The organism is Azospira sp. (genome assembly GCF_030247495.1).
In the GTDB taxonomy this organism is placed as follows: domain Bacteria; phylum Pseudomonadota; class Gammaproteobacteria; order Burkholderiales; family Rhodocyclaceae; genus Azospira; species Azospira oryzae.
Window position 1 is genome coordinate 42,651 of record NZ_JAOTRW010000005.1, and the last position, 17,421, is coordinate 60,071.

Genomic DNA, 17,421 nt, shown 5'->3' on the forward strand with positions numbered 1-17,421 from the left:
CCCGGTTGCACCGCTGCCATGAACGACCTCACCCTTCCCCTGCTCTGCCGCCGGGTCCGCGTCCGCGGCCTGGTGCAGGGCGTCGGCTATCGTCCCTTCGTCTATCGCCTGGCCTTCGAGCTGGGCCTTGGCGGCTGGGTGCGCAACGACGCCGAAGGGGTGGATATCGAAGCCCGGGGCCCGGCCCCGCTGGTGGAGCGCTTCATCGCCCGGCTGCGGGCCGAGGCGCCGGAACTGGCCCGGGTGGAGGCGGTGGAAGTGCGGGAGGCCGAGCCCGAGCGCAGCCTGCCCGGCTTTCTCATCGTCGAGAGCCGGGGCGGCCACGCCAGTACCGCCATCGGCCCGGACAGCGCCCTCTGCCACGACTGCCTGGAAGAACTGTTCGCGCCCCAGGACCGGCGCCACCGCTACGCCTTCACCCACTGCACCCACTGCGGCCCCCGCTATTCCATCACCCGGGAGCTGCCCTACGACCGGGCCCGCACCAGCCTGGCGCCCTTCCCCCAGTGCCCGGCCTGCACCGCGGAATACGCCGATCCCCACAACCGGCGCTTCCACGCCGAGGCCAACTGCTGCCCCGACTGCGGCCCCCAACTCAGGCTGCTCGACGCCGCCGGCCAGCCGATGCCCGGTGACCCGGTGCGGGAGGCGGTGCGCCTGCTGCTGGCCGGCAAGATCGTCGCCCTCAAGGGCTACGGCGGCTTCCACCTGGCCTGCGATGCCCGCAATGGGGCCGCCGTGGCCGAACTGAGAAAGCGCAAGCACCGGGAGGAAAAGCCCTTCGCCGTGATGGCCCCCAACGTGGCCTCGGCCAATGCCCTCTGCGCCCTGGGCGGCGACGAGGTGGGCCTGCTGGAACTGCCCGAGCGCAGCATCGTCCTGCTGCGCAAGCAGGACAACACCGACACCCAATTGCCCGGCGTCGCCCCCGGCCTGCAATGGCTGGGCCTGATGCTGCCCTACGCGCCCCTGCACTACCTGCTCTTCCATGCCGCCGCCGGCGAGCCAGAGGGCCTGGCCTGGCTGGCCCAAGCCCAGGATCTGGTACTGGTGATGACCAGCGCCAACCCGGGGGGCGAGCCCCTGGTCACCGACAACGCCGAGGCGGTGGAGCGCCTGGCCGGCATGGCCGACGCCTTCCTCTGCCACGACCGGGACATCGTCATCCGCAGCGACGACTCGGTGATCCGCTGCGACGAAGGCGGCGTCCAGTTCCTGCGCCGGGGCCGGGGCCAGACGCCGCGCCCCATCAAGCTCAAGGACGAGGGCCCGGCCGTCCTGGCCTTTGGCCCCTACCTGAAAAACACCCTGTGCGTGGTCAAGGGCCGGGAGGCCTATCTCTCCCAGCACATCGGCGACCTGGACAACGTGCCCACGGTGAATTTCCTGGAAGAGACGGCGGCCCACCTGCTGCACATCCTGGACGTGGAACCCCAGGTCATCGCCCACGATCTGCACCCGGACTTTCCCTCCACCCGGCTGGCCGCCGCCTTCGCCGCCGAGCGGGGCATTCCGGCCATCGCCGTGGCCCACCACCACGCTCACATCGCCGCCGTGCTGGCGGAAACCCGCTACCCCAAGCCGGTCATCGGCCTGGCCCTGGACGGCATCGGTCTGGGTGAAGACGGCGGCCTGTGGGGCGGCGAACTGCTGCGGGTGGACGGGGCCGACTGCCAGCGCCTCGGGGGCCTTTCACCCCTCCAACTGCCCGGCGGCGACAGGGCGGCCCGGGAACCCTGGCGCCTGGCCGCCGCCGCCCTCCACGCCCTGGGCCGCAACGGCGACATCGAGGCCTTCGTCGCCCGCCGTTATCCTGACCAACAGGGCGCCGGAATGATCGCCGAGATGCTGCGCAAGCAGCTCAACTGCCCGCCCACCTCCAGCCTGGGCCGGCTGTTCGACGCCGCCGCCGGCCTGCTGGGCCTGCGCGCCAGCCAGCGCTTCGAGGCCCAGGCCGCCATGGAATTGGAAGGCCGGGCCCACGCCTGGGAAGAGCGCCACGGCTCCGCCGCACCCCTGGCCGATGGCTGGAACATCAACAACGGCGGCCATCTCGACCTGCTGCCCCTGCTCGCCTGGCTGGGCGAATGCGATGACGCCGACCTGGGCGCCGCCCGCTTCCACGCCACCCTGGCCGCCGGCCTGGTGCACTGGGCGGCCGAGGCGGCCGAACGGGCCAACCTGTCCACCGTCGCCCTGGGCGGCGGCTGCCTGCTCAACCACCTGCTTTCCCGGGACCTGCGCATGGGCCTGCAAGCCAAAGGGCTGGCCGTGCTGGAAGCCCGCCAGGCCCCGCCCAACGACGGCGGCATCGCCCTGGGCCAGGCCTGGGTGGCGCGGCAAAGCCAATAGAGAACTAGATGCCGGGCATCTATCAACTATCTACTCCTCAACGGCTCTTTGAGAAGCTACGCAGGGATTGGGCTGCCTTTTACCACCACCCTACAGAGGATGGTCTGTTCAACCTTCTGTTTCCCATTTATCACCTCAGGGAATGGATCTTTCCGGATGGATATCAGGCATACGATAACAAGCCGCAACAGAGTTATTCCCCTGAAGAATTACTTCACAGTTCATTGCACTCGTTACACGCATATAAGGTTGTAAAAGCACTCTGCAACAACGCAAAGCACTTTCGAGAACAGGACCAATTGGATTCCAGATCGGACATCACATATGGGTTTAATGTGGCCCATGGCACTTGCGATGATTCATTAGACCAAACCTACTTTCTCGTCGACAACACTGATATTCGAGAGATTTTCATGGAAGTTTACGTTGTGTATCTACGATATTTTGAAGAGCAAGGTTTAGTCTCAACTAACTAATACTCGAACTCATAACTTCCAAATTAATTGTTCAGGACCATTAGCCATGTGTCTCGCCATCCCCGCGAAAATCGTTGAACTCCTGCCCGACGACCAGGCCCGCATCGACCTGGGGGGCGTGCGCAAGGAAGTCTCCCTGGCCCTGGTGGAAGACGTGGCCGTGGGCGACTACGTCATCATCCACGTCGGCTACGCCCTGACCAAGCTGGATCCGGAAGAGGCAGCCAAAACCCTGGCCCTCTTCGCCGAGCTGGACGACGAAGCACGCGCCGCCGCCATGGCCCAGGCCTGATGTCCCCGCGCCAGCCAATGCCGCCCATGGCCCCCGCCCTCTGTGATCTCTGTGCCCTCTGTGGCAAAAGGTTTTCCCCATGAAGTACGTCGACGAATACCGGGACGGCGAACTGGCCCAGGGCCTGGCCGCCGCCATCGCCAAGGAGGCCCGGCCGGAGCGCCGCTACCACTTCATGGAATTCTGCGGCGGCCACACCCACGCCATTTCCCGCTACGGCGTCACCGACCTGCTGCCGGCCAATGTGCGCATGATCCACGGCCCCGGCTGCCCGGTCTGCGTGCTGCCCATCGGCCGGGTGGACCAGGCCATCCGCCTGGCCCTCAAGCACAACGTGATCCTGTGCACCTACGGCGACTGCCTGCGGGTGCCGGCATCCGACGGGCTCTCACTGCTCAAGGCCAAGGCCCGGGGCGGGGACATCCGCATGGTCTATTCCAGCGCCGACGCCCTCAAGCTGGCCCAGGAGAACCCCGAGAAGCAGGTGGTGTTCTTCGCCATCGGCTTCGAGACCACCACCCCGCCCACCGCCGTGGCCATCAAGCAGGCCAAGGCGATGGGCTTGAAGAATTTCTCCGTGCTGTGCTGCCACGTGCTGACCCCTTCGGCCATCAGCAACATCCTGGAATCGCCGGAAGTGAGGAAGCTGGGCACCGTGCCCCTGGACGGCTTCATCGGCCCGGCCCACGTCTCCACCATCATCGGCAGCCGGCCCTACGAATTCTTCGCCGAGGAATACCGCAAGCCCGTGGTCATCGCCGGCTTCGAGCCTCTGGACGTGATGCAGGCCATCCGCATGCTGGTGCGCCAGGTCAATGAAGGCCGGGCCGAGGTGGAAAACGAGTTTTCCCGGGCCGTCAGCCGGGAGGGCAACCTCAAGGCCCAGAACCTGGTGGCCGAGGTCTTTGAACTGCGCCGGGCCTTCGAGTGGCGCGGCCTGCACACCGTGCCCTATTCGGCCTTGCGCATCCGCGGCGGCTTCGCCGAGTTCGATGCGGAACAGCGCTTCGGTGAGGACTACGTCAGCGTGCCCGACCACAAGGCCTGCGAGTGCGGCGCCATCCTGCGCGGGGTGAAGCGGCCCCAGGACTGCAAGCTGTTCGGCACCGTATGCACCCCAGAAAACCCGGTCGGCTCCTGCATGGTCAGTTCCGAAGGCGCCTGCGCCGCCCATTACACCTACGGCCGTTTTCGCGAACTGCCGGCCTGAGCGAAAGTCCCGCCATGAAACAGAACTACATCCGCCCCCTGGACCTCAAGCACGGCCGCGTGGACATGAGCCACGGCAGCGGCGGCCGGGCCATGGCCCAGCTCATCGACGAACTGTTCGCCCCCCTGCTGGGCAACGACTATCTGGCCCAGGGCAACGACGGCTCGGTCATGCCCCTGCCGGAAGGCCCGGGCCGGCTGGTGATGGCCACCGACGCCCACGTGGTGTCGCCCCTCTTCTTCCCCGGCGGCGACATCGGCTGTCTCTCGGTGCACGGCACCATCAACGACGTGGCGGTGATGGGCGCCAAACCCCTCTATCTCTCGGCCAGCTTCATCCTGGAAGAGGGCTTCGCCCTGGCGGACCTCAAGCGCATCGTCGAATCCATGGCGGCGGCGGCGAAAGAAGCCGGCGTGCCGGTGGTGACCGGCGACACCAAGGTGGTGGAGCAGGGCAAGGGCGACGGGGTTTTCATCAGCACCACCGGCGTCGGCTGGCTGCCCGCCGGCATCGAGCTTTCCGGCAACCGGGCAGCGGCGGGCGACGCCATCCTGGTCTCCGGCCCCATCGGCGACCACGGCATGGCCATCATGAGCCAGCGGGAAAGCCTGGCCTTCGAATCCCCCATCGTTTCCGACACCGCCGCCCTGCACGGCCTGGTGGCCGACCTGCTGGCCAGCGGCGTCCAGGTCAAGGTGCTGCGGGACCCCACCCGGGGCGGCCTGGGCACCACCCTCAATGAAATCGCCCGCCAGTCAGGCGTCGGCATGATGCTGCAGGAAGCCCGCATTCCGGTGCAGCCGGCGGTGGCCGCCGCCTGCGAATTCCTCGGCCTCGATCCCCTCTACTGCGCCTGCGAGGGCCGCCTCATCGCCATCGTCGCCGGTGCAGACAAGGACAAGGCCCTGGCCGCCCTGCAGGCCCATCCCCAGGGCACCGGCGCCGCCATCGTCGGCAGCGTGCATGAGGACCCCCACCACTTCGTGCAGATGACCACCGGCTTCGGCGGCAAGCGCATCGTGGACTGGCTTACGGGGGAACAGCTGCCGCGCATCTGCTGACGGCGGAACGACAGTAAGACGGACGCAAAAAAAGCCGGCCGGGCCTTGTGGGCCCGGCCGGCTTTTTCTTTACCAGGCGGGAAGGGGTCAGTCCCGCACGACGATCATGGCGGCGGCCACGTTGCTCAATTCCTCGAGAATCATGCGACGGGCGTCGGCCACATCCTTGGCGTTGGAAACCTCGTAAACATTGCGGCTACCGTCGAGAAAACGCACGGAGGCGAGAAACGGCGCGGCACGGCGCCTGGGGCGACGCGGTGACGCAGGGGCAGCAGGGGCGGCGGGCGAGCCGGATGAAGCAGAACGACTGTGGCGTTGCATACAGCGAACCTCCCAGGTGGCGGTCAATTTTTTGACAGTAACCGCTCGTTCCCGGCCGGGACGGCGGGAATCTGGAGCCATGCTAACCAAAGCTAACTCATTGAAAAATAATACGAAGGTGATACCGACATGCTTATCGCCTGAATTCCGCCGCTAAGCCCCTAAAAATGCTGGAAATTACTTTTTCGGGAACGGCGAAAAAATCCTCATGGACTAAGGGAGGAGGATGACGATTTACCAAATAGTAATTGCCAATGACTATCGCAGTCTTTTAATCAATTCATTGGATCAATCATTCCCGCTTTGCTTAAATGGCAGCAACAACACCGGGAGTCCACCATGTCCGCCTTCATCCATCAGCTTGACGACCATGTCCTGCACAGCCGCCATCCCTGGCGCCGCGGCGCCGGCCTGGCCATCGCCGTGGCCGGCACGGTGATCCTGGCGGCCCACGGTGTGGCCGCCCTGCTCGATGCCCTGGAAAGCAGCGGCATGACCGGCGCCCTCCTGGGGGGCATGGCCGGTGCGGCCGCCACCGCCGCCGGCGCCGTGGCCATGCTTTTCCTCGGCAAGCTCAACGGCCGCCGGGAAGACCAGCTGATGGCCTTCGCCGCCGGGGTGATGCTGGCCGCCGCCATCGTCTCCCTCTTCATTCCCGCCATCGAAGCCGCCGCGCCGGTCTTCGGCAATGCCTCGCCCCTGGCCGTGCTGCTGGCCCTGGGCGCCGGCATCGGCCTGATGCTGGGCCTGGACAAGGCCCTGCCCCACGCCCACGCCGTCAGCGGTGTCCATGGCCCGGCCACCCATGCCTCCCGGGGCCTGCTGCTGGCCCTGGCCCTGTTCCTGCACAACTTCCCCGAAGGCATGGCGGTGGGCATCGCCGCCAGCGGCGGTGCAGGGGCCGTAGTGCCGGTGGCCCTGGCCATCGCCGTGCAGGATGTGCCCGAGGGCCTGCTGGTAGCCCTGGCCCTGGGCGCTGCCGGCATGAACCTGCAACGGGCCGTGCTGCTGGGCGCCGCCACCGGCCTGGCCGAGCCCGTGGGGGCCTGGATCGCCGCCACGGTCCTGGGCGACAACCCGGCCCTCTACCCGGTGGGCCTGGCCTTCGCCGCCGGCGCCATGGGTTTCGTGGTCTTCCACGAAATGCTGCCGGAACTGAAGAGCCGGGGCGGCCTGCCCCAGGTCTCCGGCGCCCTGGCCGGCGGCATCGCCCTGATGCTGGGGGTGGACCTCTTCCTCGGCTGATTGCGTTACATCAAGTCAAAAAAGCCCCGGGGCCGCTAGAATTGCGGCCCTATGGCTTCCCTGCGCATCCTCCTCCTCACCCACACCTTCAACAGCCTGACCCAGCGCCTCCACGCCGAACTGACGGCCCGGGGCCATGAGGTGTCGGTGGAGTTCGACATTGCCGATTCGGTCACCGCCGAGGCCGTCGTCCTCTTCCGTCCCGACCTGATCCTGGCCCCCTTCCTGAAGCGGGCCATCGCCGAGGAGCTGTGGTCCAAGCACCTGTGCCTGATCGTGCACCCGGGCATCGTCGGCGACCGGGGCCCTTCGGCCCTGGACTGGGCCATCCAGAACGGGGAGGAGACCTGGGGCGTCACCGTGCTGCAGGCCGAGGCGGAGATGGATGCCGGCCCGGTCTGGGCCAGCGCCGAATTCCCCCTGGGCGGCGGCAAGAAGGCCAGCGTGTACCGCCAGGAAGTGACCGAGGCCGCCTGCCGCGCCTCCCTGGAAGCCATCGCGCATTTCCAAGCCGGCGGCTTCACGCCCCGCCGCCCCGACCCGGCCGATCCTGCGGTACGAGGCCGGGAGCGCCCCCTGATGCGGCAGACGGACCGGGCCATCGACTGGTCCCGGGACGACACCGCCACCGTGCTGCGCAAGCTCAACGCCGCCGACGGCTTTCCCGGCGTGCTCGACGAACTCTTCGGCGAGCCCTGCCATCTCTACGACGCCTGGCCGGAAGCCAAGCTACGCGGCACCCCCGGCGCCATCATCGCCCGCCGCGAAACCGCCCTGTGCCGGGCCACGGCGGACGGCGCCCTGTGGCTGGGCCATGTGAAGCGGGGCGGAGCCTTCCCTCACGCCTTCAAGCTGCCCGCCACCACGGCCTTCGCCGAGCGGCTGGCCGAGATCCCGGAAGCGCCTCTGGACGGCTGGTTCGCCGCCGACCACGCCACCTGGCAGGACATCCGCTATGAGGAGGCCGGCGCCGTCGGCTTCCTCCATTTCGACTTCTACAACGGCGCCATGGGCACCGGCCACTGCCAGCGCCTGCTGGCCGCCCTCCACTTCGCCCTGGAACGGCCGACGTCCGTGCTGGTGCTGATGGGCGGGCGGGACTTCTGGTCCAACGGCATCCACCTCAACCTGATCGAGGCCGCCGATTCCCCCGCCGACGAATCCTGGCGCAACATCAATGCCATGGACGACCTGGCCGAGGCCCTCATCCGCGCCACCGGCAAGCTCACCATCGCCGCCCTGGGCGGCAACGCCGGCGCCGGCGGCTGCTTCCTGGCCCGGGCCGCCGATCTGCTGTGGGCCCGCCAGGGCGTCATCCTCAACCCCCACTACAAGAACATGGGCAACCTCTACGGCTCCGAGTTCTGGACCTACCTGCTGCCGCCCCGGGTCGGCGCGGACGGGGCCCGGGCCATCATGCAGCACCGCCTGCCCATGACCGCCGACGAGGGAGTGGCCCTGGGCTTCCTCGACGCCGCCCTGGCCGGCACTCCGGAGGCCTTCCGCGTGGACGTGGCCCGCCGCGCCGCCGAGCTGGCCGCCGCGCCGGACCTGGCCCAGCGCCTGGCCGAGAAGGCCGCCCGGCGGGCCTCCGACGAGGCCGAGAAGCCGCTGTCCGCCTGGCGCGCCGAGGAGCTGGCCCACATGCAGCGCAACTTCTACGGCTTCGACCCCAGCTATCATGTGGCCCGTTACCACTTCGTGCACAAGTCGCCCCAGTCCTGGACGCCGCGCCATCTGGCGAAGCACCGGGACCTGGGCTGGGAAACGCCTGTCGCCCCGGAATCTGCCACCGCCTAAGCCCCGATGAAAAACGCCCCCGCCCTGCCCGCCGTCCTCGTGGTGGACGATGAAGTCCGCTCCCAGGAGGCCCTGCGCCGCACCCTGGAGGAAGACTTCACCGTCTTCACCGCCTCCGGCGCCGACGAGGCCATGGCCATCATGGAGCGGGAGCAGGGCGCCAGCGGCGGCAAGGGCGTGCAGGTGGTGCTGTGCGACCAGCGCATGCCCGGCACCTCCGGCGTCGCTTTCCTCACCGAGGTGCGCCAGCGCTGGCCCGACGTGGTGCGCATCGTCCTCTCCGGCTACACCGAGGCTGGCGACATCATTGCCGGCATCAACGAGGCCGGCATCTACCAGTACCTGCTCAAACCCTGGCAGCCGGAACAGCTGCTGCTGACACTGAAGAGCGCCGCCAACGTCTGGCGCCTGCAGCAGGACAACCAGCGCCTCTCTCTGGAACTGCGCGCCGCCGAGCCGGTGCTGGCGAGCAAGGTGGAGATGAAGTACGAGCGGGTGAAGCGGGAGCTGGGCCTGGACGGCCTCACCCGCAGCGCCGGCAGCCCCATGAACCCGGTCTGCGACATGGTGCAGCGCATCGCCCCCTACGACCTCTCGGTGCTGCTCATGGGCGAATCGGGCACCGGCAAGGAAATGCTGGCCCGGGCCATCCACTACCAGAGCCGCCGCGACCGCCAGGCCTTCGTCGTGGAGAACTGCGGCGCCCTGCCGGACCAGCTGCTGGAAGCCGAACTCTTCGGTTACAAGCGGGGCGCCTTCACCGGCGCCTACGAGGACCGCATCGGCCTCTTCCAGCAGGCCGACGGCGGCACCATCTTCCTCGACGAAATCGGCGAGACCTCCCCAGCCTTCCAGGTGAAGCTCTTGCGGGTGCTGCAGGAGGGCGAATTCCGCCCCCTCGGCAGCCCCCGGCCGGTGAGCGTCAATGTGCGGGTCATCGCCGCTACCAACCGGGATCTGGAGGCCGAGGTGCGGGAAGGCCGCTTCCGCGAGGATCTCTACTACCGCCTGGCCACCGTCACCCTGCACGTGCCGCCCCTGCGGGAACGGCCCATGGATATTCCCCTGCTGGCCCAGCGCCTGCTGGAAGCCTCCCAGAAGGCCCTGGGCAAGACCGTGCAGGGCTTCACCACCGAGACCCTGGCCTGCATCGCCGCCTACCGCTGGCCCGGCAACGTGCGGGAACTGCAGAACGAGATCCTGCGCATGCTGGCCCTGTGCGAAGGCAAGCAACTGGGCGCCGAGCTGCTCTCGCCCCGGGTGCTGCGGGCGCCGGTGGGGGTCCATGAGGATGCGGAACTGTCCTTCCTCGCCGACCTTTCCGGCGGCCTCAAGGAGCGCATGGAACAGCTGGAGGCCAAGGTGGTGAAGGAGGCCCTGATCCGCCACCGCTGGAACAAATCCAAGGCCGCCGCCGACCTGGGCCTCTCCCGCGTCGGCCTGCGTAACAAGCTGGTGCGCTACGGGCTGGAGAAGGGATGATGCTTAAGATCGTTGCCACAGAGGGCACAGAGATCACAGAGTTTTTCCGGGCTGTGCAACGGTCGGCGCTTGCTTCAAGCGTGAGGAACGGCAAATTCCAGAGGACACCCTCTGTGCTCTCTGTGCCCTCTGTGGCAAAGGTTTTCCCGTGAACCTCCTCTGGCTCCAGGCCGGCGGCTGCGGCGGCTGCACCCTCTCCCTGCTCGGCGCCGACGCCCGGGATTTGCTGCGGCAGCTGGAGGACGTGGGCATCCGCGTGCTCTTCCACCCGGCCCTCTCCGAAGCTTCCGGCCCCGAAGCCCTGGCCATCCTCGAAGACGCCGCCAGCGGCAAGGTGCCGGTGGACATCCTCTGCGTCGAGGGCGCCGTGCTGCGGGGGCCCAACGGTAGCGGACGCTTTCACATCCTCGCCGGCACCGGCATTCCCATGCTGGACTGGGTCCAGCGCCTGGCGAACCAGGCCCGCCACGTCTTCGCCATCGGCTCCTGTACCGCCTTCGGCGGCGTGCCGGCGGCGGGGGAGAACAGCACAGACGCCTGCGGCCTGCAGTTCGAGGGCGACGAGAAGGGCGGCATACTCGGCGCCGAGTGGCAGAGCGCCGCCGGCCTGCCGGTGGTGAATGTGGCCGGCTGCCCGACCCACCCGGGCTGGGTGGTGGACAGCCTGATGGCCCTGGCCTTGGGCCAGCTCGGCAGCAAGGACCTGGACGCCCTGCAGCGCCCCCGTTTCTATTCGGACCAGCTGGTGCACCACGGCTGCCCGCGCAACGAGTTCTACGAATTCAAGGCCAGCGCCCACAAACCCTCGGAGCTGGGCTGCCTCATGGAGAACCTGGGCTGCAAGGGCACCCAGGCCCACGCCGACTGCAACACCCGGGTGTGGAACGGCGTCGGCTCCTGCCTGCGCGGCGGCTACCCCTGCATCTCCTGCACCGAGCCGGGCTTCGAGGAGCCGGGCCATCCCTTCATGGAAACGCCCAAGGTGGCGGGCATTCCCATCGGCCTGCCCTCGGACATGCCCAAGGCCTGGTTCGTCGCCCTCGCCGCCCTGTCGAAATCGGCCACCCCGAAACGGGTGCGGGAAAACGCCGCCGCCGACCATCCGGTGGTGATGCCGGCCATCCGCAAGACGGGGTTGAAATGAGCAAGCTGGTGTTGGGTCCCTTCAACCGGGTCGAAGGCGACCTGGAAGTGAGCCTGGAGGTGAGCGACGGCGCCGTGCACTCGGCCCGGGTGAACGCCCCCCTCTACCGCGGCTTCGAGCCCATGCTGCTGGGCAAGGCACCGATGGATGCCCTGGCCATCGTGCCGCGCATCTGCGGCATCTGCTCCGTGGCCCAGTCGGCCGCCGCCGCCAGCGCCCTGGCCGAGGCCATGGGCCTGACCCCGCCGCCCAACGGCCGCCTCGCCCGCAACCTGATCCAGGCCGGGGAGAACCTGGCGGACCACCTGACCCACTTCTACCTCTTTTTCATGCCGGACTTCGCCCGGGCCGCCTACGCCGCCAAGCCCTGGTTCGCCGAGACCGAAGGCCGCTTCAAGGCCCAGACGGGACGGGCCACCGCCGAGATGCTGCCCGCCCGGGCCGGTTTCATGCGCCTGCAGGGCTACCTGGCCGGCAAGTGGCCCCACACCATGGCCCTGCAGCCCGGCGGCACCACCCGGGCGGTGCTGGCGGCGGAAAAGATCCGCCTCTACGCCGTGCTGCGGGAATTCCGCGCCTGGCTGGAAAGCACGCTCTTCGGCGATGCCCTGGAAACCGTGGCTGCCCTGGATTCGGCCGATGCCCTGCGGGCCTGGGCCGCCGGACGCCAGGCCGACTTTCCCCGCTTCCTGGCCCTGGCCGACGACCTGGGCCTGCAGCAGGTGGGCCGGGCCGGCAATCTCTTCCTGAGCGTCGGCGCCTACCCGGGCTCCGTCGGCAGCCTCTTCCCCGCCGGCGTCTGGGACGGGGCCAAGGGCCGCCGCGCCGAGCTGGACACCGCCCGCATCGTCGAGGACCTGAGCCACGCCTGGCTGGCCGGTGACGCCCCCCAGGCGCCCGCCCAGGGCCAGACCCGGCCCCTGCTGGAGAAGGAGGACGCCTACACCTGGTGCAAGGCCCCCCGCTACGGCGGTCAGGTGGCCGAGGTGGGCGCCCTGGCGCGGCAACTGGTGGCCGGCCAGCCCCTGGCCCAGGACCTGGTGCGTAACGGGCAAGGAAAATCCGCCGGCGGCAATGTCACCGCCCGCATCGTCGCCCGCATGCTGGAAATCGCCGCCCTCATCCCGGCCATGGAAAACTGGGTGCAGCAGCTGGCCCCCGGCGAACCTTTCTGCGCCCACGGCGAACTGCCGGATACCGCCGTCGGCGTCGGCCTCACCGAAGCCGCCCGGGGCAGCCTGGGCCACTGGCTGACGGTGAAGCACGGCGCCATCGCCGGCTACCAGATCATCGCCCCCACCACCTGGAACTTCTCCCCCCGGGACGCCGCCGGCACCCCCGGCCCCCTGGAACAGGCCCTGGTGGGCCTGCCCATCCCCAAGGACGAAGCGGCGCCGGTGCTGGTGCAGCACGTGGTGCGCTCCTTCGATCCGTGCATGGTGTGCACGGTGCATTAGGCACCGGCCGGCGATCCAGAAAAGACGGGCATTTCAGGCAGGGGCTGGCTAGCAGCCCCGTCCCACCTGCCTTCCAGCCCTATCCCAAAGGCAGCTTCTCCGCCCCCAGGCGAATGGCCTCCACCGCCGGGTGGCGGATCTTGCGCTCGTTGGAAATGGCGTAGAACTGCTCCCGCACGTCCTCCATGCCGCCCACCGGGCGGGCGCGGAACTGCTCCTCCAGGGCGTCGGCCAGCAGGGTCGGGGCCGGGAAGAGGCCCAGGCCGGAGCGGCCGAAAGTCATCATCAGGGCGCTGTCCTCGAATTCCCCCACCACGTCGGGCCGCAGGTTGCGGGCCGAGAGCCAGGCGTCGATGCGGCCGCGCAGGGCCGTGTCCCGGGTCGGCAGCAGGAGGGGGGCGCCGTTGAGGGAATCGGGGAAGCCGGGGCCGTAGCGCGCCGCCAGCTCCGCCGTGGCGAAAACCCCCATACGGCACTCCCCCAGGGGATGGCTGTACACCCGCAGATTCGGACGGCTGCCGGCGGGACGGTCGGTGAGCACCACGTCCAGCTTGTGCAGGGCCAGGTCGGCCAGCAGTTCGTCGAATTCCCCTTCATGGCAGACCAGGCGCACCGGCTGGGGCAGGTCGATGGCGGCCTGCAGCAGGCGGTAGGCGATGAGCTTGGGCAGGGCGTCGGAAATGCCCACGGTCAGCTTCAGGCTGGCGGCGGCGGACTGGAGCTGCAGGGCCTCCTGCAGCTGCTCGCCGAGGAGGAAAATCTGGTCGGCGTAATGCAGGGCGGTGCGGCCCGCCTCGGTCAGCACCAGGCGCCGCCCTTCCTGGGTGAACAGGGCGGTGCCGAGGGACTGTTCCAGTTCCTTCAGCTGGGCGCTGATGGTCTGCACCGCCACCCCCAGGCGCTCGGCGGCGCGACTGATGCCGCCTTCTTTGGCCACCACCCAGAAATAATGGAGATGGCGGTGGTTGAGACTGGCCGGGGAGGTGTTGGGGGCGCTCATGTTCAGTTTTTTACGAAGTAATGATTCGATTCTCTCTGCTTTTTCCTGACAACGAAAGCCCCTAAGCTGCGTTCTCGATTCGCTTTCTGCCACAGGAGGACGCCATGCAACCCACCATCATCGCCCGTCGCATCGACATCGGTGCCGAGATCCGCAGCTACGTCGCCCATCGCCTCGGCTTCGCCCTGGACCGCAGCCGCCATCGCATCCGCGCCGTCACCGTGCGCCTGATGGACCGCAACGGCCACCGCGGCGGCGTGGACAAGCTGTGCCGCATCCAGGTGGAAGTGGACGGCCAGGCCCCGCTGGTGGTCAGCGACGTGGCCGGCGACCTGCGGGCCGCCATCGACGGCGCCGCCCACCGGGCTGCCCAGGCCCTGGCCCGGACCCTGCGGCGCAGCGTCGCCCCCCTGCGCCGCCAGGGCCGTCTGGCCCGCCGCCTGCCCGCCGCCGAAGAGGCGGAGCTCAATCTGCAACCTGCCTTCTGATCCAGTCTTTACCGGAGCAATACCATGAAACGCGTTCTGATCTTCCTTGCCACCAACCTGGCCATCATGGTGGTCCTGGGCCTGGTCATCAATCTGCTGGGCCTCAACCGCTTCCTCACCGCCAACGGCCTCAACCTGCCCATGCTGCTGGGCTTCGCCGCGGTGATGGGCTTCGGCGGCTCCTTCATTTCCCTGTGGCTGTCCAAGCCCATGGCCAAGTGGAGCACCGGCGCCCAGGTCATCGAGCAGCCGCGCAACCCCACCGAAGCCTGGCTGGTGGACACTGTCGCCCGCCTGGCCAAGAACGCCGGCCTGCCCATGCCGGAAGTGGCCATCTACGAAGGCGAGGCCAACGCTTTCGCCACCGGCCCCAGCCGCAACAACTCCCTGGTGGCCGTGTCCACCGGCCTGCTGCAGTCCATGAGCAGGGAGGAAGTGGAGGCGGTGCTGGCCCACGAGGTGGCCCACGTGGCCAACGGCGACATGGTGACCCTGACCCTGATCCAGGGCGTGGTGAACACCTTCGTCTTCTTCCTGGCCCGGGTGGTCGGCTATCTGGTGGACAGCTTCCTGCGCAAGGACAACGAGGAATCCTCCGGCCCCGGGCTCGGCTACATGGTGACGGTGGTGGTGTGCGACATCGTCTTCGGCATCCTCGCTTCCATGATCGTCATGTACTTCTCCCGCCAGCGGGAATTCCGGGCCGATGCCGGCGCCGCCCGGCTCATGGGCAACAACCCGCGCCCCATGATGGCGGCCCTGCAGCGTCTCGGCGGCTTGTCCCCCGAGCCCCTGCCCGCCAATATGGCGGCCTCCGGCATCGCCGGCGGCAAGGGCTGGATGAGCCTCTTCTCCAGCCACCCGCCCATCGAGGAGCGCATCGCCGCCCTGCAGCAACGCGGCTGAGCATCGAGGCGCTGCCCATGGCGGCGCACCGCATCCCCAGGCCCGCTCCGGCGGGCCTTTTCTTTTGCGGCAAAGACCCCGGCGCCGCCGTGAAGCCCGGTGCCTTTTGGTAGACTGGCGGGCATTGCGCCGGCCTGCCGCATTCCGCGGCCTTCCGCCCGCCGGCGAGGGAGAACGCATGGAACGCATCACCATTTCCCTGGACGAGGACCTGGCCCGGGAATTCGACGCCCTCATCGCCGCCCGGGGCTACAGCAACCGCTCCGAGGCGGTGCGCGACATCCTCCGCTCCCAGCTGGAAACCTGGCGCCAGGCGCGCAAGGAATCGGACCACTGCGTGGCCAACCTTTCCTACGTCTACAACCACCACGAGCGGGAGCTGGCGGAGCGCCTCACTTCCATCCAGCACGACCACCACGACCTCACCGTGTCCACCCTGCACGCCCACCTGGACCACGAGCACTGCATCGAGAGCACCATCCTCAAGGGGCCGACGGAGGACGTGCGGGCCTTCGCCCAGGCCCTCATGGCGGAGCGCGGCGTGCGCCACGGCCAGCTCAACCTGGTCACCGTGGAACTGGACGAGAGCCAGAAGCAGCACAGCCACAAGCACAGCCATGCCCACGGCCACGGCTATCGCCACCTGCACCTGAAGCCCAGCCGCTAGTCCCGCCACCATGACCGCCAAGCGTCCCGCCCGCCCCCTGCTCGACGGCAGCCTGCTGCCCGAGCCGGCCCAGCTGCTGGAGGGGGTGAACGAGAAGGTGTGGATCGAGGTGATCCAGAAAATGGACGAGGTCTACAACGACCTGCTGCAGTACGAAGTGGCCCTGGAGCAGAACAACGCCGCCCTGGAGGAGTCCCACCGCTTCATCGCCAGCATCCTCGCCTCCATGTCCGACATCCTGGTGGTGTGCGACCGCCACGGTGCCATCGAGGAGGTGAACCCGGCCTTCCAGCGCTACACCGGACGAGACGAGCCGACCCTCAAGGGCACTTCCATCTTCGACCTCTTCGCCGACGACAAGGCCCGGGACAAGGCCCGCAGCTTCTTCGCCAGCCACAGCCACGACGGCGCCCAGGACGTGGAGCTGCCCCTGCAGGCCGAGGATGGCGGCGCCGTGCCCGTTTCCTTCAACTGGACGCCCCGCCTCTCCGGCACCGGCAAGCTGATCGGCATGGTGGTCACCGGCCGCCCGGTGGGGGAACTGCGCCGGGCCTACCGGGAACTGCGGCAGACCCACGAGGACTTGAAGCGCACCCAGCAGCAGCTGCTGCACTCGGAGAAGATGGCCTCCCTCGGCCGCCTGGTGGCCGGGGTGGCCCACGAGCTGAACAACCCCATCAGCTTCGTGCTGGGCAATGTGCTGGCCCTGAAGCGCTACGCCGGACGCCTGGAAACCTATCTGGAAGCGGTACACAACCGGGGCTGCGACTGCATCCCGGAACTGGAGGAACTGCGCAGCGAACTACGCATCGACCGCATCCTGGAAGACATGTCGCCCCTTATCGACGGCATGATCGAAGGGGCCGAGCGCACCCGGGACATCGTGGACGGCCTGAAGCGCTTCTCCGCCTTGGACCGGGAGGCGGCGGAACGTTTCAACCTGGCCGAGGTGGTGCAGCGGGCGGTGCGCTGGGTGGCCAAGAGTGCCCCGCCCAGCTTTACCGTGCGCACCGAGCTGCCGGCAGAGCTGCCCCTGCGGGGCTCCCCGGGGCAGCTGCAGCAGGTGGTGATGAACCTGGTGCAGAACGCCCTGCAGGCCACCGCCGCCCAGCCCGGGGGAGAGCTGCTGATCAGCGGCGAACTGGGGGACCGGGAACTGCGCCTGATCTTCCACGACAACGGCCCCGGCATTCCCGACGAAGCCCTGGGCCATCTCTTCGACCCCTTCTTCACCACCAAGCCGGTGGGGGAAGGCACGGGCCTGGGTCTCTCCATCTCCTACGGCATCGTCGAACGCCACGGCGGCCGCATCGTCGCCAGCAACCATCCCGAAGGCGGCGCCGTATTCCGCCTGACCCTGCCCCGGGACCTCCCCGCCGCCTGACCCCCCCCGGCGGCGCCCTGCCGCCGGCGCACCTGCATGGCCCCAATCCGGCCGGCCATGGAGCGGCTCGAGCCTGTCGCCCCGGATTTCCCTGCTGCTTTCTGATCCAGGTCAACCCCAATCGTGTGACGGAAAG

15 protein-coding genes are annotated in these 17,421 nt (G+C 68.4%); 13 read left to right on the forward strand and 2 right to left on the reverse strand.

What is annotated here, in order from left to right; translation table 11 throughout:
* Positions 1 to 18 precede the first annotated feature (18 nt).
* The 4 genes from hypF to hypE all read left to right on the forward strand — a co-directional run bounded on the left by hypF (position 19) and on the right by hypE (position 5,391).
* Complete coding sequence (hypF, locus tag OEL49_RS08355) at positions 19 to 2,352, forward strand: carbamoyltransferase HypF (protein WP_287874401.1); 2,334 nt, start codon at positions 19 to 21, stop codon at positions 2,350 to 2,352.
* 522 nt (positions 2,353 to 2,874) lie between these two features.
* On the forward strand, positions 2,875 to 3,120 hold the full coding sequence (locus OEL49_RS08360) for a HypC/HybG/HupF family hydrogenase formation chaperone (RefSeq protein ID WP_014236263.1): 246 nt from the start codon (positions 2,875 to 2,877) through the stop codon (positions 3,118 to 3,120).
* 79 nt (positions 3,121 to 3,199) lie between these two features.
* Positions 3,200 to 4,330 carry a hydrogenase formation protein HypD gene (gene hypD / locus OEL49_RS08365; protein ID WP_130459426.1) on the forward strand — a complete coding sequence of 377 codons (1,131 nt, stop codon included), beginning with the start codon at positions 3,200 to 3,202 and terminating at the stop codon, positions 4,328 to 4,330.
* 14 nt (positions 4,331 to 4,344) lie between these two features.
* Positions 4,345 to 5,391, forward strand: coding sequence for a hydrogenase expression/formation protein HypE (gene hypE, locus OEL49_RS08370; RefSeq protein ID WP_287874402.1), 1,047 nt, complete (start codon positions 4,345 to 4,347; stop codon positions 5,389 to 5,391).
* A gap of 87 nt (positions 5,392 to 5,478) precedes the next feature.
* Here the strand turns inward: hypE and OEL49_RS08375 are convergent, their stop codons facing one another.
* Positions 5,479 to 5,607, reverse strand: coding sequence for a hypothetical protein (locus tag OEL49_RS08375; RefSeq protein ID WP_268907597.1), 129 nt, complete (start codon positions 5,605 to 5,607; stop codon positions 5,479 to 5,481).
* A 444-nt stretch (positions 5,608 to 6,051) separates the two neighbouring features.
* Here OEL49_RS08375 and OEL49_RS08380 point away from each other — a divergent pair, with 444 nt between their 5' ends.
* The 5 genes from OEL49_RS08380 (at position 6,052) to OEL49_RS08400 (ending at position 12,840) form a co-directional block, all read left to right on the forward strand.
* Positions 6,052 to 6,957: a ZIP family metal transporter gene (locus OEL49_RS08380; RefSeq protein ID WP_287874403.1), complete on the forward strand. Its 906-nt coding sequence runs from the start codon at positions 6,052 to 6,054 to the stop codon at positions 6,955 to 6,957.
* A gap of 51 nt (positions 6,958 to 7,008) precedes the next feature.
* Complete coding sequence (locus OEL49_RS08385; protein WP_287874404.1) at positions 7,009 to 8,757, forward strand: enoyl-CoA hydratase-related protein; 1,749 nt, start codon at positions 7,009 to 7,011, stop codon at positions 8,755 to 8,757.
* Positions 8,758 to 8,763: 6 nt separating this feature from the next.
* Positions 8,764 to 10,239 (forward strand): sigma-54-dependent transcriptional regulator, encoded by a 1,476-nt coding sequence (locus OEL49_RS08390; RefSeq protein WP_287874405.1) that lies wholly within the window; start codon positions 8,764 to 8,766, stop codon positions 10,237 to 10,239.
* Positions 10,240 to 10,387: 148 nt separating this feature from the next.
* Positions 10,388 to 11,383, forward strand: a complete 996-nt coding sequence (locus tag OEL49_RS17360; RefSeq protein WP_287874406.1) for a HupU protein — start codon at positions 10,388 to 10,390, stop codon at positions 11,381 to 11,383.
* On the forward strand, positions 11,380 to 12,840 hold the full coding sequence (locus OEL49_RS08400) for a nickel-dependent hydrogenase large subunit (RefSeq protein WP_205230188.1): 1,461 nt from the start codon (positions 11,380 to 11,382) through the stop codon (positions 12,838 to 12,840). Before OEL49_RS17360 ends, OEL49_RS08400 begins: the two co-directional genes overlap by 4 nt.
* A 79-nt stretch (positions 12,841 to 12,919) precedes the next feature.
* On the opposite strand, the gene nhaR is transcribed toward OEL49_RS08400, so the two are convergent.
* On the reverse strand, positions 12,920 to 13,840 hold the full coding sequence (gene nhaR / locus OEL49_RS08405) for a transcriptional activator NhaR (protein WP_014236254.1): 921 nt from the start codon (positions 13,838 to 13,840) through the stop codon (positions 12,920 to 12,922).
* A gap of 104 nt (positions 13,841 to 13,944) precedes the next feature.
* On the opposite strand from nhaR, the gene OEL49_RS08410 reads away from it, so the two are divergent.
* The 4 genes from OEL49_RS08410 (at position 13,945) to OEL49_RS08425 (ending at position 17,285) form a co-directional block, all read left to right on the forward strand.
* Positions 13,945 to 14,328, forward strand: coding sequence for an HPF/RaiA family ribosome-associated protein (locus tag OEL49_RS08410; RefSeq protein ID WP_014236253.1), 384 nt, complete (start codon positions 13,945 to 13,947; stop codon positions 14,326 to 14,328).
* A 24-nt stretch (positions 14,329 to 14,352) separates the two neighbouring features.
* The gene (gene htpX / locus OEL49_RS08415; RefSeq protein ID WP_014236252.1) at positions 14,353 to 15,234 is read left to right on the forward strand and encodes a protease HtpX; all 882 of its coding nucleotides are present in this window, start codon (positions 14,353 to 14,355) and stop codon (positions 15,232 to 15,234) included.
* A 178-nt stretch (positions 15,235 to 15,412) separates the two neighbouring features.
* Positions 15,413 to 15,901 carry a nickel-responsive transcriptional regulator NikR gene (gene nikR, locus OEL49_RS08420; protein ID WP_014236251.1) on the forward strand — a complete coding sequence of 163 codons (489 nt, stop codon included), beginning with the start codon at positions 15,413 to 15,415 and terminating at the stop codon, positions 15,899 to 15,901.
* A gap of 10 nt (positions 15,902 to 15,911) precedes the next feature.
* Entirely contained in the window at positions 15,912 to 17,285 is a 1,374-nt protein-coding gene (locus tag OEL49_RS08425; RefSeq protein WP_014236250.1) for a sensor histidine kinase, read from the forward strand.
* Positions 17,286 to 17,421: the final 136 nt, after the last annotated feature.

Bases quoted from the DNA above. Each gene is read 5' to 3' on its own strand.
- hypF (WP_287874401.1), top strand. From the start codon at position 19: ATGAACGACCTCACCCTTCCCCTGCTCTGCCGCCGGGTCCGCGTCCGC.
- OEL49_RS08360 (WP_014236263.1), top strand. From the start codon at position 2,875: ATGTGTCTCGCCATCCCCGCGAAAATCGTTGAACTCCTGCCCGACGAC.
- hypD (WP_130459426.1), top strand. From the start codon at position 3,200: ATGAAGTACGTCGACGAATACCGGGACGGCGAACTGGCCCAGGGCCTG.
- hypE (WP_287874402.1), top strand. From the start codon at position 4,345: ATGAAACAGAACTACATCCGCCCCCTGGACCTCAAGCACGGCCGCGTG.
- OEL49_RS08380 (WP_287874403.1), top strand. From the start codon at position 6,052: ATGTCCGCCTTCATCCATCAGCTTGACGACCATGTCCTGCACAGCCGC.
- OEL49_RS08385 (WP_287874404.1), top strand. From the start codon at position 7,009: ATGGCTTCCCTGCGCATCCTCCTCCTCACCCACACCTTCAACAGCCTG.
- OEL49_RS08390 (WP_287874405.1), top strand. From the start codon at position 8,764: ATGAAAAACGCCCCCGCCCTGCCCGCCGTCCTCGTGGTGGACGATGAA.
- OEL49_RS08400 (WP_205230188.1), top strand. From the start codon at position 11,380: ATGAGCAAGCTGGTGTTGGGTCCCTTCAACCGGGTCGAAGGCGACCTG.
- nhaR (WP_014236254.1), bottom strand. From the start codon at position 13,840: ATGAGCGCCCCCAACACCTCCCCGGCCAGTCTCAACCACCGCCATCTC.
- OEL49_RS08410 (WP_014236253.1), top strand. From the start codon at position 13,945: ATGCAACCCACCATCATCGCCCGTCGCATCGACATCGGTGCCGAGATC.
- htpX (WP_014236252.1), top strand. From the start codon at position 14,353: ATGAAACGCGTTCTGATCTTCCTTGCCACCAACCTGGCCATCATGGTG.
- nikR (WP_014236251.1), top strand. From the start codon at position 15,413: ATGGAACGCATCACCATTTCCCTGGACGAGGACCTGGCCCGGGAATTC.
- OEL49_RS08425 (WP_014236250.1), top strand. From the start codon at position 15,912: ATGACCGCCAAGCGTCCCGCCCGCCCCCTGCTCGACGGCAGCCTGCTG.